The organism is Variovorax sp. 38R (genome assembly GCF_014843395.1).
GTDB lineage: Bacteria > Pseudomonadota > Gammaproteobacteria > Burkholderiales > Burkholderiaceae_C > Variovorax > Variovorax paradoxus_H.
The window spans coordinates 330,481-351,889 of the sequence record NZ_CP062121.1 but is presented as its reverse complement, the minus strand read 5'-3'; the positions used below and the strand labels follow the sequence as shown (position 1 = coordinate 351,889).

At 69.4% G+C, this 21,409-nt stretch carries 19 protein-coding genes; 8 read left to right on the top strand and 11 right to left on the bottom strand.

The features are described 5' to 3' along the window. Position 1: 1 nt before the first annotated feature. The 5 genes from IG196_RS01555 to IG196_RS01535 all read right to left on the bottom strand — a co-directional run bounded on the left by IG196_RS01555 (position 2) and on the right by IG196_RS01535 (position 7,703). Positions 2-1,723, bottom strand: a complete 1,722-nt coding sequence (locus tag IG196_RS01555; RefSeq protein ID WP_225616889.1) for a ShlB/FhaC/HecB family hemolysin secretion/activation protein — start codon at positions 1,721-1,723, stop codon at positions 2-4. A 41-nt stretch (positions 1,724-1,764) separates the two neighbouring features. Then, positions 1,765-3,756: a CHAT domain-containing protein gene (locus tag IG196_RS01550; RefSeq protein WP_225616888.1), complete on the bottom strand. Its 1,992-nt coding sequence runs from the start codon at positions 3,754-3,756 to the stop codon at positions 1,765-1,767. A 344-nt stretch (positions 3,757-4,100) separates the two neighbouring features. Next, entirely contained in the window at positions 4,101-6,290 is a 2,190-nt protein-coding gene (locus tag IG196_RS01545; RefSeq protein WP_192194703.1) for a catalase, read from the bottom strand. Between the two features lie 31 nt (positions 6,291-6,321). Beyond that, the gene (locus IG196_RS01540; protein ID WP_192194702.1) at positions 6,322-6,501 is read right to left on the bottom strand and encodes a hypothetical protein; all 180 of its coding nucleotides are present in this window, start codon (positions 6,499-6,501) and stop codon (positions 6,322-6,324) included. 209 nt (positions 6,502-6,710) lie between these two features. Beyond that, entirely contained in the window at positions 6,711-7,703 is a 993-nt protein-coding gene (locus tag IG196_RS01535; protein ID WP_192194701.1) for a succinylglutamate desuccinylase/aspartoacylase family protein, read from the bottom strand. A gap of 152 nt (positions 7,704-7,855) precedes the next feature. On the opposite strand from IG196_RS01535, the gene IG196_RS01530 reads away from it, so the two are divergent. Then, positions 7,856-8,098 (top strand): hypothetical protein, encoded by a 243-nt coding sequence (locus IG196_RS01530; RefSeq protein ID WP_192194700.1) that lies wholly within the window; start codon positions 7,856-7,858, stop codon positions 8,096-8,098. Here IG196_RS01530 and rpe read toward each other — a convergent pair. Then, positions 8,088-8,783 (bottom strand): ribulose-phosphate 3-epimerase, encoded by a 696-nt coding sequence (gene rpe / locus IG196_RS01525; RefSeq protein ID WP_192194699.1) that lies wholly within the window; start codon positions 8,781-8,783, stop codon positions 8,088-8,090. The genes IG196_RS01530 and rpe overlap by 11 nt on opposite strands. A gap of 60 nt (positions 8,784-8,843) precedes the next feature. Here rpe and apaG point away from each other — a divergent pair, with 60 nt between their 5' ends. The 4 genes from apaG to IG196_RS01505 are packed head-to-tail and all read left to right on the top strand — an operon-like array spanning position 8,844 to position 13,730. Then, positions 8,844-9,239, top strand: coding sequence for a Co2+/Mg2+ efflux protein ApaG (apaG, locus tag IG196_RS01520; protein WP_101490148.1), 396 nt, complete (start codon positions 8,844-8,846; stop codon positions 9,237-9,239). 32 nt (positions 9,240-9,271) lie between these two features. Then, on the top strand, positions 9,272-11,245 hold the full coding sequence (locus tag IG196_RS01515; protein WP_192194698.1) for a site-specific recombinase: 1,974 nt from the start codon (positions 9,272-9,274) through the stop codon (positions 11,243-11,245). Then, entirely contained in the window at positions 11,242-12,513 is a 1,272-nt protein-coding gene (locus tag IG196_RS01510; protein ID WP_101488384.1) for a cation:proton antiporter, read from the top strand. The genes IG196_RS01515 and IG196_RS01510 overlap by 4 nt, the downstream gene beginning before the upstream one ends. After that, positions 12,510-13,730: a YbdK family carboxylate-amine ligase gene (locus tag IG196_RS01505; protein ID WP_225616887.1), complete on the top strand. Its 1,221-nt coding sequence runs from the start codon at positions 12,510-12,512 to the stop codon at positions 13,728-13,730. Before IG196_RS01510 ends, IG196_RS01505 begins: the two co-directional genes overlap by 4 nt. 9 nt (positions 13,731-13,739) lie before the next feature. Here the strand turns inward: IG196_RS01505 and IG196_RS01500 are convergent, their stop codons facing one another. Further along, positions 13,740-14,717, bottom strand: a complete 978-nt coding sequence (locus IG196_RS01500) for a GlxA family transcriptional regulator (protein WP_192194697.1) — start codon at positions 14,715-14,717, stop codon at positions 13,740-13,742. Between the two features lie 108 nt (positions 14,718-14,825). Here IG196_RS01500 and IG196_RS01495 point away from each other — a divergent pair, with 108 nt between their 5' ends. Then, positions 14,826-15,455: an isochorismatase family protein gene (locus IG196_RS01495; RefSeq protein WP_192194696.1), complete on the top strand. Its 630-nt coding sequence runs from the start codon at positions 14,826-14,828 to the stop codon at positions 15,453-15,455. 23 nt (positions 15,456-15,478) lie between these two features. Here IG196_RS01495 and IG196_RS01490 read toward each other — a convergent pair whose 3' ends face one another. Both IG196_RS01490 and IG196_RS01485 read right to left on the bottom strand, forming a co-directional pair. Then, positions 15,479-16,264 (bottom strand): SGNH/GDSL hydrolase family protein, encoded by a 786-nt coding sequence (locus tag IG196_RS01490; RefSeq protein ID WP_192194695.1) that lies wholly within the window; start codon positions 16,262-16,264, stop codon positions 15,479-15,481. A gap of 86 nt (positions 16,265-16,350) precedes the next feature. Then, the gene (locus IG196_RS01485) at positions 16,351-17,496 is read right to left on the bottom strand and encodes a helix-turn-helix transcriptional regulator (RefSeq protein WP_192194694.1); all 1,146 of its coding nucleotides are present in this window, start codon (positions 17,494-17,496) and stop codon (positions 16,351-16,353) included. Between the two features lie 137 nt (positions 17,497-17,633). Between IG196_RS01485 and thiL the strand changes: the two genes are divergently transcribed. Then, positions 17,634-18,590, top strand: coding sequence for a thiamine-phosphate kinase (gene thiL / locus IG196_RS01480; protein ID WP_192194693.1), 957 nt, complete (start codon positions 17,634-17,636; stop codon positions 18,588-18,590). Here the strand turns inward: thiL and IG196_RS01475 are convergent, their stop codons facing one another. After that, positions 18,591-19,256, bottom strand: a complete 666-nt coding sequence (locus IG196_RS01475; protein WP_225617116.1) for a DUF3053 family protein — start codon at positions 19,254-19,256, stop codon at positions 18,591-18,593. A gap of 125 nt (positions 19,257-19,381) precedes the next feature. Further along, on the bottom strand, positions 19,382-20,281 hold the full coding sequence (locus IG196_RS01470) for a LysR family transcriptional regulator (RefSeq protein WP_192194692.1): 900 nt from the start codon (positions 20,279-20,281) through the stop codon (positions 19,382-19,384). A gap of 99 nt (positions 20,282-20,380) precedes the next feature. On the opposite strand from IG196_RS01470, the gene IG196_RS01465 reads away from it, so the two are divergent. Then, a complete protein-coding gene (locus IG196_RS01465; protein WP_192194691.1) occupies positions 20,381-21,400 on the top strand; it encodes a Bug family tripartite tricarboxylate transporter substrate binding protein in 1,020 nt (339 codons plus the stop codon). The last annotated feature ends 9 nt before the right edge of the window (positions 21,401-21,409 follow it).

Sequence of the window (21,409 nt, the reverse complement as noted above, 5' to 3'; positions counted from 1 at the left end):
GTCAGAACGCCTTTTGCAGCTGCACGTACAGCCGCGGATTGCGCCCGCCGCCGTCGGTCTGCGCGGGCGGTGTGCCGGCGCGCCAGGCGAGCGTGGCGTTGATCGAGAAGTTGCCCGGGCGCGACCAGCTCAGGCCGATGCCGTAGCCGCGCAGGCTGTGGGAGTTCTCGCCGTCGAAGGGCGAGGGATGGCGCGCGATCTTTCCGCGTGCCGCGTCGTAGAACAGGTAGGGCGTGACCTCGTCGGTCGCAGCCCAGCGGTATTCGAAGGTGCCGATCAGGCCCTCGTCCACCAGCAGTTCGCCCGAGGGGTAGGCGCGCACCGCGCGTGCGCCGCCGAGCGCGAGCTTTTCGGACGCGTCGAGGTTCTTGCTGGCCCACTGGCCGCCGACCGAGAAGTACAGCGAATGGCGCGGCACGATGGCCTGCAGGCGCGACACCTGGAAGCTCAGCTTGGTGAAGCCGCCTTCGGTGTGGCGTCCGCCGAACTGCTGGTCGGACTGGAAACTCTGCGGATCGCGGATCGACAGGTCGCCGTGGTACAGCGTGCCCGAGCTGGCCCAGTAGCCGCCGCCCAGCACCTCGTCGCGCCGCTCCCAAGCCCAGCCGATGCCGAAGCCCTGCACGCGCTTCTTTGCTGTGAAGTCGACGCCGCGCAGCTCGTCGGTGAGATCTTTCACGTCGGCCGTGAGGCGCAGGAACAGGTTCTGCTGGCGCTGGCGGATCAGCGGGTAGTTGAGCGACACGTCGAGCACGTCGGCACGGCCGCGCGCGTCGAGGTCGACGAACTGGCCGCCCAGGTCGTAGCTCACGCGCGAGATGCCGATGCCGCCGCGCAGGCCGCTGGTGCCCAGCGGCGCCTCGTACGACACGCGGCCGTACTGCAGCGCGTTGCTGTTGGACAGCAGCACGCGCGCATCGAGGTTGTCGCCGATGCCGAAGGGGCTGAGCCAGCGCGCCGTGCCGCCCACGCGGTAGCGCCCCGCCTCCTTGGTGCCGTGGTTGTCGGCCTCGGCCGAGAAGGCCCAGCGCGAGCCGGCCTCGACCTCGACCGACAGGTCGGTGGTGCCCGCCTGCGCGCCTTCCTGCAGGCTCGACGACACCTTGAGGCCGGGCTGGTCCGACAGCAGCAGCATCGCGCGCTCGTAGGCCGGCGCGTTGACGGCCTCGCCCGGCTGCAGCGCCGCCAGGAAGCCGCGCACGCGCGCCTCGCTGATCGGCGCCTCGGGCGCCACCAGCACCTCGACCTTGCCGAGCCGGCCTTCGATGATGCTGATCTCGACGACGCCGTCGCGCACGGTCTGCACCGGCACCACGGCCTGCGCGAGAAAGTAGCCGCGCTCCTTGTAGCGCGTGGTAATCGCCTGCGCGAGCCCTTCGAGGTCACCGAGCGTGACGTCGCGGCCGATGTAGGGCGCGGTGATCGTCTGCAGCTCGTCGTTGCTCAGCGCCTTCACGCCGTTCAGGCGCAGGTCGGTGAGCTTGAAGCTGCCCGCGCCCGCGGCAGGCCGGGGCGGCGCGGGCAGGGTTTGCGGAGCGACGGCGCCGGGCGCCTGTGCGACGGGGCGATCGCAGCTGCCGCACGGGTCCTTGGTGGGGAGCAGCGTGGTGGCTTCCTGCGCATGGGCGCGGGGCATGGCGACCCACAGCGTGGCGCCGACGAGGGCCATGGCTGCGAGAGCGACCGGCGTCGGCCGTGGACGAAGGCGGATCGCAGAGGCCATGGCAGTGCTTCTTTGCAAGAGGGAGCGTGGCGAAGACATGGTCAGCCTCCCACCGTGAGACGCCAGTTGCCGATCAGGTTGAACGGCGCCCAGAAGAAGGGATGGGACATCTTGGGGTCCTTCAGCACGGCCAGTTGTCCGGCCTGCATGGCCTTCTGGATGTCGCGACCCTTGGCCAGCTCGCCGTAGAGCGTGCCCATGAGCACGGCGGTGGCGTCGTCGGACACGGGCCACAGCGAGGCGATGAGGCTGGAGCTGCCGGCCGAGAGGAACGAGCGCGTGAAGCCCAGCACCTCGTCGCCCTGCGCGATGCGCCCCAGGCCCGACTCGCAGGCCGAGAGCGTGACCAGCGCCGTGCCTTCCATCGGCATCGCGAGGATCTCGTGCGCTTCGAGAAAGTTCTGCTTGCCGCCCTCGTTCGCCAGCAGGATGCGCGAGTACAGCGGATCGACCTCGTCGGCCTCGGCGTGCGCCGCCACGTGCATCAGCGGCGAGCGCGAGGCCACGTCGCGGAACTGCGTCTTGGTGGCGGCCGCGCCCATGAACACCGTGTTGCGCGGGAACAGCTGCGCGAGCTGCTTCACCTCGGTCTCGGCGCCGGGCAGGTCGTACTTGTCTTCGATGCGCGGATTGCCGAAGGCCGTGAGCGACGCGTTCACGCGCGGCGTGCGCTGCGCCAGCTGCACCGCGATGCTGATCGACGGCGCCACCGACACCGGGTGCGTCTCGATGAGGTAGCGGCCGTCCAGGCGCAGCGCCTGGAACGGCAGGTAGTGCAGCGGCCCGTGCGGCACCACCACCACGCGCTGCCCCGGCACCAGGCCCAGCGGCCCGAGCAGCGCGGCGCCCAGCTTGTCGGCGTTGGCGATGGCGGCGCGGCGGCCACGCACGATCGAGTTGCGGAAGGTCTCGACGAGCTCGGTGAGCTCCTCGCGCTTCACCCCGATGCGTTTCTCGGTGATGCTGTCCGGCCCCACGACCCAGACCATCAGGCGATCGGGCAGCGCGTGGAACTGCACCACGCGCTCGTCGGCCGCCAGCGTGCGCTGCAAGGCGGCCACGCCGACCATGCCGGCCGACGACTCGCTGAGCTTCGCGCGGCCACGCACCGCATCGAGCAGCGCGCGCGAGCGGCTGTGCTCGCTGACCTCGAAGGCCCGCGTCGGATCGCCCGCTTCGCTGTACACCGCCACACCGCGCTCGAACACCGACTGCAGGTCGGAGAACAGGCCCATCTTCACTTCTTCGCTGCGAAAGCGCGCGCGCACCTGGTCGACATCGGCAAGCGCGCGACCCGCGGCATCGGCCGCGGCCTGCTTCTGGCCCAGCGCGAGTTCGCTGCGCGCCACGCCGTCCCAGGCCCAGAGGCGGTAGTAGGCCGTGTCGGTGCCGACCTGGCGCGTGGTGAGCGCGCGGTACTTGTCGCGCGCCTCGGCCGGCTTGTTCTCAGCCAGCAGCAGGCGGGCGCGTGTGCGTTCGAGCTGCGCAGCCAGCGGCGCTTCGCGCGGCTCGGCCATGCCGCCGAGCACCTGACGTGCGCGTGCCGCATCACCCGATTCGATGAGTGCGTTGACCAGCGAGGCCTGCACCAGCGGCGCATAGCGCGGCGAGCTGTTGGCCAGTGCCTCGTCGTAGCTGAGCACCGCGCCGGCGAAGTCGCCGCGCCGCGTGCGCACGTCGCCGATCACTTTCTGCACGGGGCCGACCACCAGCTTGGGGTCGCGCGCGGTGTGGCGCAGCGCTTCGCGTGCGAACTCCTCGGCCTTTTCGAGCTGGCCCGAGTAGCTGTAGACGATCGCCAGGTCGCGGTTCGCCACGGCGCGCAGGTTCGGGTCGCTGGTGGCGTTCGCCAGGTGCAGCGCCTTGCTCGCGGCGCGCACGCTCTGGCGGAACTCGCCCGCTTCAGCCAATGCGACCGCCTGGCTGCAGTACTGATAGCCCGAGAGCTTGACCGCGTCCTGCCCGTAGAGCACCGCGCCTTCGCTGGTCAGTGCCAGCAGCGTGTCGGTGTCGGCAAGACGCGCCTGCGCCATCCGGTCGGCCGCGGCTTCGGCACTCGGGCCGCCCGCTGAAGCAGCGGGCGCCGAAGGTGCTGGCGCGGGTCGTTGCGCCAGGGCTGAAGGACCACCGGGGCCCAGAAGCAAGACACCCACCAGGCCGACCGCACCGGCGAGACCGGCACGGCGACGCGCCGGATGCGTACATCCCCAACTCGAAAACCACGCCATTGAACCCCCTCGACCCATGCACTCGCTGCCGCGAACGCTCGACGCCGCGGGAGTGCGCGCCGTTCAGGCCTCGTGGGAAAGTCTAGGAGGGGGTGTTCACCTCGCCTATTCGCAAGACGGTCTAGCGCGAATGGCGTAGAGCCTGCAGGCTAGGCGGGGACGCTGTCGATGTTGGCGCGATCCCAATGCCGGTGCTTCGCGATCGCCGCAATGAAATCCTGCGCGATCTGAGTCGCCGCAGTGGCGTCGCCCAGGTTGGTGACAGGCGTTTCGGCCACCACCACGCCGGCCGGTGCCTCGCCCTCGGGCGTGACGCCGAGCGATGCCAGCAACTGCACGCCCTCACCCACCACGCAGATCGCCTTGCAGTGCTTGTAAGCCTCGAGCACGAAGTGCACGGCATCACCCTGCGCCGCAAGCGCAGCAGCACCCTCGGCGCCCGCAGGCACGAGCACGGCGTCGAACATCACCGAGGCGGTATTCGTGAAGGTCATGTCGATGTCGATCTGGCGCTTCGAGGCGCTGGCCACGGTGCCGAGCTTCGGGCCCACCACCTTGCACAGCGCGCCTGCCTGCTCCAAGGCATCGCGGATCGGCTTGAGCGAGGCCGAGTCGACGCCGTCGGCCACGAGGATCGCGACCTTGCGCGTGCGCACGACGCCGTCGGCGCTGCCGTCGCTCATGCGCAGCGCGGGCGATTCGTCGATGGGCAGTTCGATGCGGTGCTCGCGAAAGCCTGCGTAGCCTGCGGCCGCCTTGGCATCGGGCTCGCCGATGCCCAGCGGCTCGGCCACGCGGCGTGCGAGTTTTTCGTCGACGTGCGCGAGGTTGTCGACCATGCGCTGGCGGATGGCGGGCACTTCGAGCTTCGAGAGTTCGAAGCGGAAGGCCGCGACGATGTGCTCCTTCTCGGCCATGCTCTGGCTGTTGAAGAACAGGCGCGCCTGCGTGAAGTGGTCGTCGAACGACGGGCTGCGACGCCGCACCTTGGGGGACTCGATCTCTTCGGGGAAGGACTGGAAGCCGTGGCTGCCGCCGTCCACGCGGAACTCGGTGCCGCTGCCCAGGGTGTTGGGCTCGTAGGCCACCTGGCCGCGCGCGATGGTCTGGCGGTGCATGCCGTCGCGCTGGAAGTTGTGGAACGGGCACACGCCCTTGTTGATCGGCAGCTCGTGGAAGTTGGCGCCGCCCAGGCGCGATATCTGCGTGTCGGTGTAGCTGAACAGGCGCCCTTGCAGCAACGGGTCGTTGCTGAAGTCGATGCCGGGCACGACGTGGCCCGGGTGAAACGCCACCTGCTCGGTCTCGGCAAAGAAGTTGTCGGGGTTGCGGTTGAGCACCAGCTTGCCGATGCGCTGCACGGGCACCATCTCTTCGGGAATGAGCTTGGTGGGGTCGAGCAGGTCGAAGCCGAGCGACTCGGCCTTGTCGGGCGCGATGAGCTGCACGCCGAGTTCCCATTCGGGGAAGTGGCCCTGCTCGATCGCTTCCCAGAGGTCGCGGCGGTGAAAGTCGGGGTCCTTGCCGGCGATCTTCTGTGCCTCGTCCCACACGAGGCCGTGCACGCCGAGCTTGGGCTTCCAGTGGAACTTCACGAAGTGGCTTTCGCCGCGTGCGTTCACGAAGCGGAAGGTGTGGACGCCGAAGCCTTCCATCATGCGAAGGCTGCGCGGAAGGGCGCGGTCGCTCATGGCCCACATCAGCATGTGGGTGCTCTCGGGCATGAGCGAGGCGAAGTCCCAGAAGGTGTCGTGCGCGCTCGCGGCCTGCGGCATCTCGTGGTGCGGCTCGGGCTTCACGGCGTGGATGAGGTCGGGGAACTTCATCGCGTCCTGGATGAAGAACACCGGGATGTTGTTGCCCACGAGGTCGTAGTTGCCCTCGCGCGTGTAAAACTTGACGGCAAAGCCGCGCACGTCGCGCACGGTGTCGGCCGAGCCGCGCGAGCCGGCCACGGTCGAGAAGCGCACGAACACGGGCGTCTTGGCATCGGGGTCTTGCAGGAAGTCGGCGCAGGTGTACTGCGACATCGACTGGTAGACCTGAAAGTAGCCGTGCGCCGCCGAGCCGCGCGCGTGCACGGCGCGCTCGGGAATGCGCTCGTGGTCGAAGTGCGTGATCTTCTCGCGCAGGATGAAGTCTTCGAGCAGCGTCGGCCCGCGCACACCCGCCTTGAGCGAGTTGTGGTTGTCGGGAATCTGCAGGCCCTGGTTGGTGGTCAGGTGCGTCGGGTGCTCGGTGGTGAAACCGTCGAGCTGCAGCTGCTTGGCATTGGCGCCGTCACCGGCCTTGGCGGTGCTGGCGCGGCGGCCGGCGGCAGCCTTGTTCTGGGGGGACATCGGGGTTCTGGGCACGTCGTGTCGCCCTCTCTCAGCTGACTTCGTTGCTGTTGCCGCTGCCGCCGCTGCCGCCGCTGCTGCCGATGAAGATGTCCAGGACATTCACCACGGCGATGAGGCCGATGCAGCCGGTCACGGCCGCGACGGCCCAGACCAGGATTTCATCGCCCCACGTGCCCATGAGCGTGTCGAACAGTGTCGAGAATTCCATGATGTGTTCCCTCGGAGAAAGTGATCGCGTCGATCGGCTCGGTGCGCCCGACGCCACGGGACAGCGCCCCGGTCGGTCGGCAAGGGATGAGCTTAGGTTCGGCGCGGCCGCGCCCCCGTAGTGGGCGCCCCTCCCCGTCTGTGGGAGAAGGTGGGCGTCCTCGGTAGGAGGGCACCGACAGCGCCGAAGGCGCCGATGCGTGCCGGGCCTCAGGCGCCCGGGTCGAGCACGCGCTCGCTGGGCCGCGCGAAGTAGAACCACTCGGCGCCCGGCAGCGCCAGGGCGTTCGGGAACACGATGAAGCCGTCTTCGGGCGCGCTGACCAGCGTGCCGTCGTGGCGCATGCCGACGGGTTCGCCGCGCTGCACGGCATCGAAGGTGGCCCAGTCGCGCACGAAGCTGTCGTCTTCGTGCAGGCGGTCGGTCACGCTGGCCAGACGCAACAGCTGGGGCGGCTGCGCGGGCGCGCCCGACAGGCCCGGCGGCAGCGCCGCCATGCCCAGCAGCGCGAGCGTGCGGCGGATGGCCGCCCACGCCACCTCGGGCGCCTGCGGGTCCTGGTGCTGGCCGCATTCGAGCGTGACGCCGTAGCCGCCGCAGCTGCGGATGTATTCGTTGGTGCCGCGGCCGAAGTCGATGGCGGCCTCGTCGACCGCCGCGCCGCGCTGCGCGAGGCCGGCGGCGTAGATGTCGAGCCAGCCCTCGACGACGATGGGCGTGCCGATGTGCAGCGCGAGCCGGCCTTCTTCCTGCGCGCGCGCAAAGGGTTCGAGGGGACCGCTGTTGTCGCGCGGACCGATCATGGCGAAGGCCTCGCCCTCGCTCTGGAAGGAATGCAGGTCGAGCAGCACGTCGTGGCGCGCGATGACGGGCGCCAGCCGGTTGGTGATGCGGGCCTCGTAGTCGGCGGGCGTGTCGCTCGGGCGGAACAGGCGGTTGAGGTTGCGCTGGCCCTCGCGCTGCAGGCGACGCCGCGCGAGCGGGTTGGCCACGGGCACGAGGGTGAGTTCGCCGCGCAGCAATTGCAGCGCGCCGGTTTCGAACTCGGCCAGCACGCGCGCGATGCCCTCGGTGCCGCAGGTCTCGTCGCCATGCACCCCGCCGATCACGAGCAGGCGCGGGCCCGGGTTCAGCGACGCGAACGTGTGCAAGCGCAGGCTGTCGATGGCGGTCGCGGCGTCGTCGAAAAGGGCGGTGGACATGCGGGCGATTATGCGGAGGCGATGCGGGGCGCGCAAAAGGCAAGACCCCTTGCAGTGCGAACCTACAGCCGCGCCCTGGCCTGTCCTACCGCCCCGTGGCGAGGCGCCGCGCAAGCTGGCGCCAGACCCGGACTTTCCCGAAGGAGCACCCGATGGCCCAGCCGCACAAGCACAAGAAAAACACCGAGAAGGACACCACCCGCGTCGTGCAGGACGGCGAACCGGCGCCGCGCCTGCCGCACGAGCGCGACCAGTCGTCGGACAGCCAGGCGATGCAGGACGGCCAGCCGCCCGAAAAGGGCCGGCGCGGTTACGAGGACGTGGAACGCGGCGTGGTCGACACCGACCGCGGGCTGACGCCCGAGCGCACGCCCGACGGCAAGGTCAGACCTTGACCGTCGCCAGCTGCTGGCGCATGTCGCGGATCACCGTGCCGTAGTCCTTGGCGTTGAAGATCGCGCTGCCGGCCACGAAGGTGTCGGCGCCGGCCGAGGCCACGCGCGCGATGTTGTCGGCCTTGATGCCGCCGTCGACTTCGAGGCGGATGTCGCGCCCGCTCTGCTCAATGCGCTTGCGGGCCTGCTCGATCTTGCGCAGCGCCGAATCGATGAAGCTCTGGCCGCCGAAGCCGGGGTTGACGCTCATGATGAGGATGAGGTCGATGTCGTCGATGGCCCAGTCGAGCGCCTCCAGGCCCAGCCCCGGATTGAACACCAGCCCGGGCTTGCAGCCCGCGGCCCGGATGGCCTGGATGCTGCGGTGCGTGTGGGGCGATGCGTCGGGGTGGAAGCTGATGTAGTCAGCGCCCGCTTGCGCAAAAGACGCGGCCAGTGCGTCGACCGGCTGCACCATGAGGTGCACGTCGATGGGCACGGGCGTGCCGTCGGCGGTCTTGGCGTAGGGCTTGAGGGCCTGGCAGATCATGGGGCCGAAGGTCAGGTTCGGCACGTAATGGTTGTCCATCACGTCGAAGTGGATCCAGTCGGCGCCGGCCGCGATCACGTCGGTCAGCTCCTGGCCGAGGTGCGCGAAGTCGGCGGAAAGAATGGAGGGCGCAATGCGGAACGGGGTGCTGCTCATAACCCCGGATTCTCGCAGCCGACGGAAATCCGAGGAAAGGCCTCCGTTACCATGCGCCCCATGTCACACAGCCCCTTCAGCGTACAGGTCGAACCGCGTTACCTGGCCGACCAGTCCTCGCCCAAGGACAACGTCTACACCTTCTCCTACACGATCACGATCACCAATGTGGGCACGGTGGGCGCGCAATTGATCGCGCGCCACTGGCTCATCAACGACGCCTCGGGCCATCCGCAGGAGGTCAAGGGCCTCGGCGTGATCGGCCAGCAGCCGCTGCTGGCGCCCGGCGAGTCGTTCCGCTACACCAGCGGCTGCCGCCTGCAGGCCGCCAGCGGCACGATGCACGGCAGCTTCTTCGTGGTGACCGAGGAAGGCGAGCGCTTCGACGTGCCCGTTCCCATGTTCGTGCTCGAAGCCGACATCGGCGGCGCCCCCGTCTCGCGCGTGCTGCACTGAGCGCACGCCCCTTCCCTTTTCTACGCTCCCCCATGGCTGCCGCACCGCGCGACTTGCAGGGGCTGCTTGCCGGCCTCGACCCCACGGCCGATGTGGCGCAGCGCCACATCTGGCTCATCAACCTCTTCGACTGGCTGCGCGGCGACCGCGCCTCGCCGCAGGCGGCCATCGGCCGTGTGCAACTGCTGCTCGACGCCGTCGAGGCACGCCCCGAGCTGTGCGAACGGCTGCGCGCCTGGTGGCGCGCGTTCACGCAGGCGGTCGACCTCACGGCGCTGCTGGCCGACTACGGCTTTGCGCCGCGCACCGCCTTTCTGAGCGAGTTCGGCGAGCGCATGCGCCGCAAGATATTGCCCGGCACGCCCGAGACCACCGACGCCTCGGACCTGTTCCGGCTGGTGCTGCCGGGCGTGTTCGACGCCGGCTGGATCGCGCTGCTCGACGACACCCAGCTCGCGCGCATCGGCGCGCTGCTGTCCGACGCGGCGCCTGCCCACGACGGCTCGCCGCGCTGGCGCCACACGGTGATGGACGCGGTCACCTACTGCTGCAGCCAGGTGGTAGCGACGGGCTTCTCGCCCGAGCTGCGGCTGCGCATCAGCCCCGCAGCGGGCGAGGCGCGCCCTTTTCATGCGCTCATGTCCGACCTCGACGCCCTGCGCGAGCAGATGTTCGCGCAACCGCGCAATGAAGACGCGCTGCAGGCCGCCTTCGTCGCCTTCCGCGACCGGCTCGACGCCTGCCGTTCCAGCGCCTCGTCGGTCTACACGCACCTGGAAGACAACGGCATTTCGGTCGGCCTGGTGTTCCGGCTGCGCCAGCTGCGCGAGCGCGTGCTGCGCATCCGCGAACTGCTCGACTGCCTGATCTCGCCCGTGCCCGGGCCGAGCATGGCGCGCCTCGTCGGCAAGCTGGTGCTGGCGGGCGGCGAGCGCAACAGCATCCGCGCGCTGATCGCCTCCAACTCGTCGATGCTCGCGGCCAAGGTGACCGAGCGCAGCGCCGAGACCGGCGAGCACTACATCACCCGCGACCGCCGCAGCTACCTGCAGATGGTGAAAAAGGCCGCCGGCGGCGGCGCGTTCACCGCGCTGACGGTGCTGGCCAAGTTCGGCATCTACGCGCTGGCGCTGTCGGCCTTCTGGAGCGGGCTGGTCTCGGGCCTCATGTATGCGGCCAGCTTCGTGGCGATCCAGCTGCTGCACCTCACGCTGGCCACCAAGCAGCCCGCGATGACCGCGCCCGCCATGGCGGCGCGGCTGCGCGACATCAAGTCGGACGGGGCCGTGGACCAGTTCGTCGACGAGGTCGCCAACCTCGTGCGCTCGCAGGTGGCGGCCGTGCTGGGCAACGTGCTGCTGGTGGTGCCGGCGGTGGGCCTGCTGGTGTGGGGCTGCCAGGCCGCGCTGGGCCGGCCGCTGCTCGACGCGGCCCATGCCGCGGCCACGCTGAACGGTCTGTCGCTGCTGGGACCGACCGTTCTTTTTGCGGCATTCACCGGCATCCTGCTGTTTTCGTCCAGCATCATCGCCGGATGGACAGAAAACGCCTTTGTCCTGCATCGCCTGGACTCCGCCATGCGTTACAACCCTCGCATCGGCGCCTTTCTCGGTGCCGCCCGGGCCCGTCGCTGGGCCGCCTTCATGCGCACACACATCTCAGGCTTCGCCTCCAACATCTCGCTGGGACTCATGCTCGGACTGCTGCCTGCGTTCGCGGGCTTCTTCGGGCTCGGGCTGGATGTGCGCCATGTCACGCTGTCGGCCGGCCAGATTGCGGCCGCGGCAGCATCCATCGGATTGCCGGCACTGCACCAGCCGGCCCTGTGGTGGGCGGTTGCGGCGATTCCGGTGATCGGCGCGCTCAATGTGAGCGTGAGTTTTTATTTCGCTTTCCGGCTGGCGCTGCGCGCGCACAGCGTGAGCCTCGGTGACCGCGCCCGCATCCGCAGCGCGATCTGGGCCCGCTGGCGCAGCCGGCCGGTGAGCTTTTTCCTGCCTACATGAACCTGACCGAATTCATCGCCGAACTCCAGGGCTTCTGGGCCGAATGGGCGCGCCCCTCGGCCGGCCTGCCCACCGTACTCTGGGCCCTTCTGGTGGCCGTCGCCGCCGCCTCCGGCCACCTGGTGCAGCGCTACCTGGGGATGCCGAAGGTCATCGGCTATTCGGTGGTGGGCGCGGTGGTGGGCTTTGCGGGCTTCGAGGGCGCGATCTGGCCGCTGCGCGGCATCAGCCTCTTCTTGCTGGAGCTGGGTGCGGCCGTGGTGCTGTTCGAGGCCGGCGGGCGGCTGCCGCTGCGCTGGTTCCGCCACAACCCGATGGTGCTGGTGCAGAGCCTGCTCGAAGCGACGCTGACGTATTTCGGCGTGTACTGGATCTTGATTCTGCTGGGCTTGCCCGACCCGGTGGCCAACCCCATCGCGCTGATGGCGATCGTCGCCTCGCCGGCCGTGCTCAGCCGCGTGATCATGGACACCCGCGCCGCCGGCCCGGTGACCGAGCGCGCCATGACGCTGGCCACGCTCAACACCTTCTATGCGCTCACGCTGGGCTACGCGCAGGCCGGCCTGATCGAGCGCGCGCCGCAGTCGCTGATGCTCAAGCTCTACCCGGTGGCGGTGGTGCTCGGCATGTCGTTCGTGGTCGGCGCCATCATGGCGCTGGCGCTGCGCTCGGCGCTGCGCGTGATGAGCCCGAACAGCGAGAACACGTCGATCCTGCTGCTGGCGATCATCGCGGCGGGCGCGGCGCTCACGGCCCACATCGGCGGCTCGGCGCCGCTGGCGGCGCTCATCGGCGGCGTGCTGCTCAAGACGCTCAACCCCAAGCCCTGGGCCTGGCAGCGCCAGCTCGGCACCGCCTCGTCGCTGCTCACCATGCTGATGTTCGTGCTGGTGTCGATGGTGGCGGCGCAGGCCGATTGGACCCTGCCCGTGGCCAGCGTGGTGCTGGCCGTGATCGGCGTGCGCCTGGTCACCAAGATTTCGGGCGTGGCCATTGCCAACCCGGGCAGCGGCGCCAGCTGGAAGCAGGCCTTCTGGGTCGGCTGCGCGATGACGCCGCTGTCGTCGATCGCCCTGCTGATCGCCTCCAATTTCGCATCGGCCTCGCCGCTCCTGGGCACCATGATCACGCAGGTCGCCCTGCCCTCGATCCTGCTGATGGAAGTGCTGGGCGCCGTGCTCGCCACCGTGGCGATCCACGCCGTGGGCGAAAGCTCGGTCCCCTGGACGCCGCAGGCCTTCAGCACCACGGAAGACACGCAGCGATGAGCAGCAACAGCAACCCCACCTCCATCCTCCCGATCGATCCGGACAGCGACGACGTGCGCTCCGCGCCGCTGCCCGCCGATCCGGCGAGCCGCGCCGTCAAGCTCGAGCCCTTCAACAAATCGGAAGCGCTGTCGCTCGGCGTGGAGCTCGAGCTGCAACTGGTCAACACGCACGACTACGACCTCGCGCCGTATGCCGAAGACATGCTGCGCCTGATGGCACAGACGCCGCTGCCCGGCAGCGTGGTGCCCGAGATGACCTCGAGCATGATCGAGATCTCGACCGACATCTGCCACTCGGCGCAGGACGTGATCACGCAGCTGTCGCCGATCCGTGAGGCGCTGATCAAGAACGCCGACAAGCTCAACATCGCGGTGGTCGGCGGCGGCACGCACGCGTTCCAGCAATGGCACGAACGGCGCATCTACGACAAGCCGCGCTTTCGCGAGCTGTCGGAGCTGTACGGCTACCTGAGCAAGCAGTTCACCATCTTCGGCCAGCACGTGCACATCGGCTGCCCCGACGCCGACTCGGCGCTGCTCATGCTGCACCGCATGTCGCGCTACATCCCGCACTTCATTGCGCTGTCGGCCTCGTCGCCGTTCGTGCAGGGGCAGGACACGCAGTTCGACTCGGCACGCCTGAACTCGGTGTTCGCCTTTCCGCTCTCGGGCCGCGCGCCCTTCACCACGAGCTGGAAGGAATTCGAGGCCTACTTCGAGCGCATGACCCGCACCGGCGTCGTGCGCAGCATGAAAGACTTTTACTGGGACATCCGTCCCAAGCCCGAGTTCGGCACCATCGAGATCCGCGTGTTCGACACGCCGCTCACCATCGAGCGCGCCGCCGCGCTCGCGGGCTACGTGCAGTCGCTGGCCGCGTGGTTCCTGCAGGAGCAGCCCTTCGAGCCGTGCGAGGACGACTACCTCGTCTACACCTACAACCGCTTCCAGGCCTGCCGCTTCGGGCTCGATGCGGTGTATGTCGACCCGGCCAGCGGCCAGCACATGCCGCTGCGCGACCACATCCTGATGACCATGACCCAGCTCGAGTGGCACAGCGAGGCACTCAACGCCACGCAGGCGCTGGGCGAGCTGCGCACCAGCGTCGAGGCCAACCGCAACGACGCGCGCTGGCTGCGTGAGAAGCAGGGCAAGGAACGGCTGCTGGCCGAGGTCGTGCGGCAAGCCTCGCTGCGCTTTCGCGGCGCGGCCTGAGTTCGTCGTTCAGGCCGCCACGGCCTCCTGCGAGAACTGCCGGCGGTACACCGTCGGCGACACCTTGAACGCCGTGGCGAAGTGCTTGCGCAGCAGCACCGCCGAGCCGAAGCCCGCATCAGCCGCCACGCGCTCCACCGAGCGGTCCGTCGTCTCGAGCAGCCGCTGCGCCAACGCCAGACGCTGGTTCTGCAGCCACTGGCCGACCGTCGTGCCCGTCGATTCGCGAAAGCGCCGCGTGAAGGTGCGCCGGCTCATGAGCGCGCGCCTAGCCAGCTCGTCGAGTTCATGCGGCGTCTGCAGATGCCGCCCCAGCCATTCGAGCAGCGGCGTGAGCCGGTCGCGTTCGGCCGCCGCCGGCATGGGCTGCTGGATGTACTGCGCCTGACCGCCCTGCCGGTGCGGCGCGACGACCATGCGTCGCGCGGCGCGGTTCGCGGTGTCGGCGCCGTAGCGCACGCGCAGCAGGTGCAGGCAGCAGTCGATGCCCGCGGCCGTGCCCGCCGAAGTGAGCACATCGCCGTCGTCCACGTACAGCACCTCGGGCTGCAGCACGACCTGCGGATACTGCTTGGCAAACGCCGCGGCCAGGTGCCAGTGCGTGGTGGCGGGCCGCCCGTCGAGCAGGCCGGCCTCGGCCAGCACGAAGGCACCCAGGCACAGCCCGACCACGGTGGCGCCGCGCCGGTGCGCCGCCTGCAGCGCACGGATGAGCGCGGGCGGCGCGGGCCGGCCGTCGTCGCGCCATGACGGCACCACCACGATCTGCGCGCGCCGGATCGCCTCCAGGCCGTGCGCCACCACGAGCGTGAAGCCCGCGTTGGTGGCGAGCGGCCCGGGCTCGGGCGCGCAGACCTGCACGCGAAAGCGCGGCGCGCCGGTGTCGGTGCGGTCTTCGCCGAACACCATGCAGGGCACGGAGAGGTGGAAGGGGCTGATGCCGTCGAAGGCCACGACGGCGATGGTTTCAACGGCAGATGAGCGCATGGCCCGATCTTATCGATGAATGGCTTTCGGGCCACTGTCGCAAAACCCGCGGTGCGCGAAGAATCGAGCCATTCCAGACACGACAACCACCACCGAAGGAGAGACCCTATGAGCCAATCCGCACCGCGCCGCGCCCTCGTCGTCATCGACGTGCAGAACGAGTACTTCGAGGGCGGCGGCCTGCCCATCGAATACCCGCCGGTCGAGAGCTCGCTGCCGAAGATCGCGCAGGCCATGGACGCAGCCCGTGCGGCCGGCGTGCCGGTGGTGGTGGTGCAGCACCACGCGCCGAAGGGCGCGCCGATCTTCCAGGCCGACAACTTCTACGGCCAGCTGCACCCCGAGATTGCGAAGCGCCCGCGCGACCACCTGGTCACCAAGGCCTTCCCGAGCGTCTTCACCGGCACTGACTTCGCCGACTGGCTCGCGCGCCACGAGATCGACACGCTGAGCGTGACCGGCTACATGACGCAGAACTGCGACGCGTCCACCGTGTTCGAAGCCATGCACCGCGGGCTGAACGTGGAGTTCCTGTCGGACGCCACTGGCGCGCTGCCTTATGAAAATGCGGCCGGCCGCGTGAGCGCCGAAGAAATCCACCGCGTCTTCAGCGTCGTGTTCCACAGCAACTTCGCCGCCGTGGCGACGACCGACGTGTGGGTCGCTGCACTGAAGGCCGGCGCGGCGATCGAGAAGGACAACGTGGTCATGTCCAACCGCCGCGCGCGCGGCGTCTGAACTTCACAAGAGGTCAGGCCAGGTCAGGCTAAGTTCAGCGGCTGCAGCACCGGCTTCCAGCGCTCCACCGCGATCTTCTTGAAGCCGCGGCCGTTGGGGTGCAGCTCGTTGGCCCAGTCGCTCGGGCCCAGGGTGCCGCGGCTGTCCACCACGTGCAGATGCTGCGGGTCGCCCTTGGCGATGTTCAGCAGCATGCCGTGGAAACCGTCGATGAGGTGATCGACGCAGGGCTTGAACAGCGCCGGTGCCACGCCCGCATCGACCAGCGCCGGGCGCAGCCAGCCTTCGCGCCCGAACAGCGCCTCGCCCGTGGGCGGGGCGTAGTCGTAGCTGTGCGTGACGATGTGGCAGTCGACGCTGGTGCGGGTGTAGATGAGGCCGATGAGCGCGCGGTACTGCTCGTCCATCTCGACGAGGAACTGGTCGAAGCCGCCCGTGCCGTTGCGAAAGCACTGCGCGGCCAGCGTCTCGGCGGAGCAGTCGGTCTTGAGCAGCGGGCGCAGGTCGTTGAAGCCTGCGAAGTCGTTGCCGCCGCCGCTGATGAACACCGCCGACAGCGTCGGGCCGTACAGGCGCAATGACTCGCGCACCGCGTTGCGGTACTTGCCATCGACGTAGTCGTGCGTTTCCGCGCCGTTCATGCCCTTGGCCAAAATCACGTGGCCGCGCGCGCCGACCACGTCGCCCAGGTAGTTCAGCAGACAGCCGCCCGGCAGCGGGTACCAAAACCACGAATCGCCGAACGCGAGGATCGTCGCGGTGCCGTGCGGGCCCATCTGCATCTTGGTCTCGTCCCAGTAGACAGCCATGGCGAACTCCTCGTTGTCGGTGTATCGGGCGCCATGGTTCTCGCAAGCGCCGCGCGGCGCCATCCCTCGTTCGCGGTAGACCCTGCTCAGCCGCCCAGCCGCAGCGACTGCACCAGCAACACCAGCTCGGCCTGCCGGTGGCAGTCGGTCTTGCGCATCACGTTGCGCAGGTGGCTGCGCGCCGTGTGCTCGGAGCAGTGCTGCGCGGCGGCGAAGTCCTTCACGGTCTTTCCGCTCGCGATGAGCAGCGCGAGCCGTGCCTCGGTCGGGCTCAGGCCCAGCAGGCTTTCCATCTGCCGCGGGTCGGTGGCGGCGGCCTCGGCCGGATGGGCGAAGACCACGAGCGCGCGGTGGCGCTGGCGCAGCACGGCCAGCGGGTGCGAAGGCTTCAGCGGCAGCACCGTGATGCGGACCACGCCGCCGGACACGGGCAGGTGCAGCACGCCGGCACGCGCGCCGCCGGACGGGGCGCAGGCCTCGCGCACCCGCTGCTCGAAGGCCGACTGCAGCGCGGGCGATGCGAGCCGCAGGCGCCCCTGCGCGCTGTCGAACAGGCCGCCGCGGCCCGCGCTCGCTGTCGCGCGGGCGTTCAGGTGGTCGATGCGACAGGCCTCGTCGAGCACGGCGATGCCTTGCGGCAGCGCGTCGAGCGCCGACAGGCCGGTGGCCGCGTGCTCGCCCAGCTGCGCCATGCGGGCGCGCAGCTCGCTGGCACGCACGAGGTGCGGCGACAGGCGCCGGCAGAAGGCCTCGCTCTCGGGGCCGTAGGGCGCTTCGGCCCGGGGGCGGATGAAGCCGAGCACTTCGCGCGTGTCGTCGTCGGCGCGCAGCCCCATGGCGAGCGTGTGGCGCAGGCCGAGCGGCGCCAGCCAGTCGACGTAGATCGGGCTGCGCGACAGCGCACGCGCGCCGAAGTAGGTGTGGTCGGTCACCGGCGTGCCCAGCGGGGCCTTCACGGGCATCTGCATGCGGATGTCGTCGCGCGCATGGTGCAGTTCGTACTCGCGCACCTTGTCGGGCGGGCTCTCCAGGTTGGCGAGCCCCGCGCCCACCACCGAGAAGTCGGCGCGGCGCACCGTGAGCGTGTGGAAGCAGGCGGCGCCGAGCGTTTCGCGCATGGCATCGAGCGCGTCGTACCAGTCGCCGGGACAGGTGATCCCGTCGTACAGCAAGGCCACGACCTTGTCCGTGTCTGCCTCAGCGGACACGCCTCCCTGCACGATGGCTGTCATGGCGACCTCCTCCCTGTTTGGACTTTCGGCGTATCCGTTTGCTGCACGGTATTACAAAATGCTTCCAGTGTCAGCCCCCATTTCCCGTGGGCGCCGCGGCGAACGGCCCCGCGCCAGATCGTTATGCTCTCGCACCCATGGGTGAATTCGACCTGATCACACGCTATTTCAAACGTCCCGCCACGCGCTCGCCGCTGGGCGTGGGCGACGACTGCGCCTTGCTCGCGCCGGCCGCGGGCATGCAGCTCGCCGTGTCCTCCGACATGCTGGTGGAGGGGCGGCACTTTCTTTCGACGGTGGAGCCGGCCCGGCTCGGCCACAAGGCGCTGGCCGTGAACCTCAGCGACCTGGCCGCCTGCGGCGCGAAGCCGCTGGCGTTCACGCTCGCGCTGGCACTGCCCGGCGTGGACGAGCCCTGGCTCGAAGGTTTTTCGCGCGGCCTGTTCGCGCTGGCCGACGCCCACGGCTGCGAGCTGGTGGGTGGCGACACCACGCGCGGCCCGCTCAACATCTGCATCACCGTGTTCGGCGAGGTGCCGGCCGGCGCCGCACTGCTGCGCTCGGGCGCGCGCGCGGGCGACGACCTGTGGGTGAGCGGCTCGCTCGGCGATGCGCGGCTGGCGCTCGAGGTGTTCCGCGGCACGCTGAGCCTGCCCGCCGACGCTTTCGCACAAGCCCGCGCACGCATGGAACAACCCACGCCGCGCGTGGCACTCGGCCAGGCGCTGCGCGGCATCGCCACGTCGGCGGTGGACGTGAGCGACGGCCTCATCGGCGACCTGGGCCACATCCTCGCGTCGAGCCGCGTGGGCGCCACGCTCGACGCCGATGCAACCACCGCGCTGCTCGCGGTCGACACCGCCGGCCTGCCCACCGAGGCGCTGCGCACCTGCGCGCTCTCGGGCGGCGACGACTACGAGCTGGTGTTCACCGCGCCAGCCTCGGCCCGCGATGCGGTCCTGCAGGCCGGCGTGAACAGCGCCACGCGCGTGACGCGCATCGGCCGCATCGAGGCAGGCGCCGGGCTGCGCATCGTCGATGCGGGTGGCGCGCCGGTGTCACAGCGCTTCGGCTCGTTCGACCATTTCGTCTGATCAGGAGCCGCGCATCACCGCGCGCATCTTGTCCTGCGCGGCATTGATGGCAGCCGACTGTTTGCCCAGTTGCTGCGCCATCTTGTTGAGCTCCGCCGCCACCGCCGGATCGGTCACGGTGAGCGTGGCGCCGGAGACCTGAAGCTTCGACTTGTTCTTCTCCATGAAATCGGCGATGGCCAACGCACTGTCGAAGACGGCGTCGACCGGAGGGAACACCTCCTTGAACGTGGTCGCGGGCGTGGTCACGGTCTTTTCATAGGCCTTGGCATAGACCTGCTTCAGGTCGTCGGGCTGCTTGAGTTGCGCGCGCGCCGCGTCGGCCTTGGCCAACTGCTGGTCGAGCGCGGTGCGCAGGCCGCCCAGGCCCTCCTTGGCGGCCTTGAGATCGTCACGGCGTGCCGGCAGGTCGGCCATCGAGCGCAGCGCGCCCTTGGCCATGATCTGCGTCATCGGCTTGCTCACCGACTGGTTCATGCCTTCGTTGAAATCGGTGATCACCGCGTAATGCTGCGCGTAGTCGCCGAACGAGGCTTTCTCTTCGGCGGTGGGTGTGGGCACGCGCAAGCCGGGCTTGTCGAGCACACGGGTCTGCAGATAGGTGATGAAGGCGGTGCGTTGTTCGGCCTCCTTGTTGCCGCAGGCGACGAGCAGCATCGACAGCATCAGGCCGAATGCAAGGCACAGCCATGCGGAAGAGAAACGGGATCGGGTTGTTGTTGTCATGGCGACGCGCTTTCACGGAAAAAAGAAGGCAGAAGGATAGTCCTCCCTACCGTGCGCCTTCACGGCTACTGCAGGCTCTGCTTCAACGCGTCAATGAACGCCCGCGCCGCCGCCGACAGCGAATGGCCGCGCTTGGTGACGATCGAAATGTCGCGTGCCACGCGCGGCGCGCTGAGCACCTTGACCACGAGCACCGGGTTCTTCTCGGCGCGCGCAAACGCCGACGGCATGATCGACGCGCCCATGCCGGCCGCCGTCATCCACAGCGCGGTGGACAGGAACGACACCTCGTTCACCACGTCGAGCGTCACACCGGCCTCTGCCGCCGTGCCGTCGATCAGCGGGCGCACGCCGTAGCCGGGGCGCACGGTGATGACCGGGTGGCGCCCCAGGTCCGACCAGCGCACCACGCGCGCCTTGGCCAGCGGATGGTCGGTGCGGCACACCACGGCGAGGTGATCGCGCAGGAGGCGCTGCACCTCGACCTCGGGGCCGGGGCGCTCGGGCGTGCCGATGCCGAAGTCGACGTGCTCGCCGAGGATGCGCGACAGGAACTGGTCGGGCGCGCAGTCGTTCACCAGCAGGCGAACTTTCGGGTGCTGTTCGCCGAAGACGCGCAGCGCATCGGGCAATAAAAACCCTGCCAGCGTGGGCGTGATGGCCAGCGTCACGCGGCCGCGTTCCAGCGTGGCGAGTTCGCGGAAATCGGCCGACAGCGAATCGACGTCGCGCAGCACGCGCTCGACGGTGGAAATCATCTGCTCGGCTGCCGCCGTGGGCTTGAGCGAGCGCGTGGTGCGGTCGAACAGGCGCGTGCCCAGGCCTTCTTCGAGCTGGCGGATCAGCATGCTCACGGCCGACTGCGTGACGAACAGCCGCGTGGCCGCCGCGCCGAGCTTGCGCAGCTGGTAGACCGCGAGGAACGCACGCAGCTGGCGCATCGTAGGACTGAAGTTCGTATTCATCAGAAAAATTGAAAAATCATTCGGAATTTCTTGATTTACGAATGAATCCTGCCATCGTTCAATCCCCAATCAAAGCACCGGATTCAAGGAGAGGCCCGAATGACAGCACCCATCGCCCGCGGCATGCGCGCGTTTCGTGAGCGACGCAGGCGATTGCTGTGGGCCGCAGCGGGTGCGCTGCTGCTGGCCGGCCCGGCCCTGGCGCAAGCCCCCGCGGGCGATTTCCCCACCAAACCGATCCGCATGGTCGTGACCTTCCCGCCCGGCGGCAGCGCCGACGGCGTGGTGCGCATGCTGGTGCCGCGCCTGAACGAGAAGCTCGGTCAGCAGGTGGTGGTCGACAACCGCCCCGGCGCGGGCGGCAACGTAGGGCTGACGCTGGTGGCCAAGGCGCCCGGCGATGGCTACACGCTGGGCGTGGGCGCCGCGGGCGCGCTGGCGGCCAACGTGAGCCTGTACCCGCAGATGCCTTTCGATCCGCAGAAAGACCTCAAGCCCGTGGGCATGCTGGCGGCCATTCCCTTCGTGCTGGTCGGCCATCCCTCGGTGGCCGCGAAGACGCAGCGCGAACTCATCGCGCTGGCCAAGGCGAAGCCGGGCACGCTGTCGATCGGCCATGGCGGCAACGGCACGGCCATGCACCTGTCGGCGGCGCTGTTCAACCAGATGGCGGGCACGCGGCTGGTCGAGGTGCCCTACCGCGGCTCGGGCCCGGCGGCGCTCGACGTGCTCGGCGGGCAGATTCCGCTCGCGGTGGTCGACCTGCCCTCGTCGCTGCAGCAGATCCGCGCCGGCAAGCTGATCGCCTTCGCCGTGACCAGCCCGCAGCGCCTGCCGATGCTGCCCGAGGTGCCGACCGTGGCCGAGGCCGGCCTGCCGGGCTACGACTCGACCGGCTGGTTCGGCGTGGTCGCACCGGCCGGCACGCCCGCGCCGGTGGTGGCGCGGCTCAATGCCGAGCTCAACGCCGCGCTCGGCGACGAACAGGTGAAGACCGCGATGCGCGCGCTCGGCGTGGAGCCCGCGCCGGGCTCGGTCGAGGCCTTCGACAGCTACATCCGCGCCGAGACGAAGAAGTGGGCCCAGGTGATCCAGGACGCCCACATCAAGCTCGACTGAACGACAGAC

What these genes read in the sequence shown, in the direction of transcription:
- IG196_RS01500 (WP_192194697.1), bottom strand. Translation starts at nt 14,717, where the DNA reads ATGCGCTCATCTGCCGTTGAAACCATCGCCGTCGTGGCCTTCGACGGC.
- IG196_RS01505 (WP_225616887.1), top strand. Translation starts at nt 12,510, where the DNA reads ATGAGCAGCAACAGCAACCCCACCTCCATCCTCCCGATCGATCCGGAC.
- IG196_RS01535 (WP_192194701.1), bottom strand. Translation starts at nt 7,703, where the DNA reads ATGTCCACCGCCCTTTTCGACGACGCCGCGACCGCCATCGACAGCCTG.
- thiL (WP_192194693.1), top strand. Translation starts at nt 17,634, where the DNA reads ATGGGTGAATTCGACCTGATCACACGCTATTTCAAACGTCCCGCCACG.
- rpe (WP_192194699.1), bottom strand. Translation starts at nt 8,783, where the DNA reads ATGAGCAGCACCCCGTTCCGCATTGCGCCCTCCATTCTTTCCGCCGAC.
- IG196_RS01540 (WP_192194702.1), bottom strand. Translation starts at nt 6,501, where the DNA reads ATGGAATTCTCGACACTGTTCGACACGCTCATGGGCACGTGGGGCGAT.
- IG196_RS01550 (WP_225616888.1), bottom strand. Translation starts at nt 3,756, where the DNA reads ATGGCGCAGGCGCGTCTTGCCGACACCGACACGCTGCTGGCACTGACC.
- IG196_RS01545 (WP_192194703.1), bottom strand. Translation starts at nt 6,290, where the DNA reads ATGTCCCCCCAGAACAAGGCTGCCGCCGGCCGCCGCGCCAGCACCGCC.
- IG196_RS01495 (WP_192194696.1), top strand. Translation starts at nt 14,826, where the DNA reads ATGAGCCAATCCGCACCGCGCCGCGCCCTCGTCGTCATCGACGTGCAG.
- IG196_RS01475 (WP_225617116.1), bottom strand. Translation starts at nt 19,256, where the DNA reads ATGCTGTCGATGCTGCTCGTCGCCTGCGGCAACAAGGAGGCCGAACAA.
- IG196_RS01465 (WP_192194691.1), top strand. Translation starts at nt 20,381, where the DNA reads ATGACAGCACCCATCGCCCGCGGCATGCGCGCGTTTCGTGAGCGACGC.
- IG196_RS01485 (WP_192194694.1), bottom strand. Translation starts at nt 17,496, where the DNA reads ATGACAGCCATCGTGCAGGGAGGCGTGTCCGCTGAGGCAGACACGGAC.
- IG196_RS01515 (WP_192194698.1), top strand. Translation starts at nt 9,272, where the DNA reads ATGGCTGCCGCACCGCGCGACTTGCAGGGGCTGCTTGCCGGCCTCGAC.
- IG196_RS01510 (WP_101488384.1), top strand. Translation starts at nt 11,242, where the DNA reads ATGAACCTGACCGAATTCATCGCCGAACTCCAGGGCTTCTGGGCCGAA.
- IG196_RS01555 (WP_225616889.1), bottom strand. Translation starts at nt 1,723, where the DNA reads ATGGCCTCTGCGATCCGCCTTCGTCCACGGCCGACGCCGGTCGCTCTC.
- IG196_RS01470 (WP_192194692.1), bottom strand. Translation starts at nt 20,281, where the DNA reads ATGAATACGAACTTCAGTCCTACGATGCGCCAGCTGCGTGCGTTCCTC.
- IG196_RS01490 (WP_192194695.1), bottom strand. Translation starts at nt 16,264, where the DNA reads ATGGCTGTCTACTGGGACGAGACCAAGATGCAGATGGGCCCGCACGGC.
- apaG (WP_101490148.1), top strand. Translation starts at nt 8,844, where the DNA reads ATGTCACACAGCCCCTTCAGCGTACAGGTCGAACCGCGTTACCTGGCC.
- IG196_RS01530 (WP_192194700.1), top strand. Translation starts at nt 7,856, where the DNA reads ATGGCCCAGCCGCACAAGCACAAGAAAAACACCGAGAAGGACACCACC.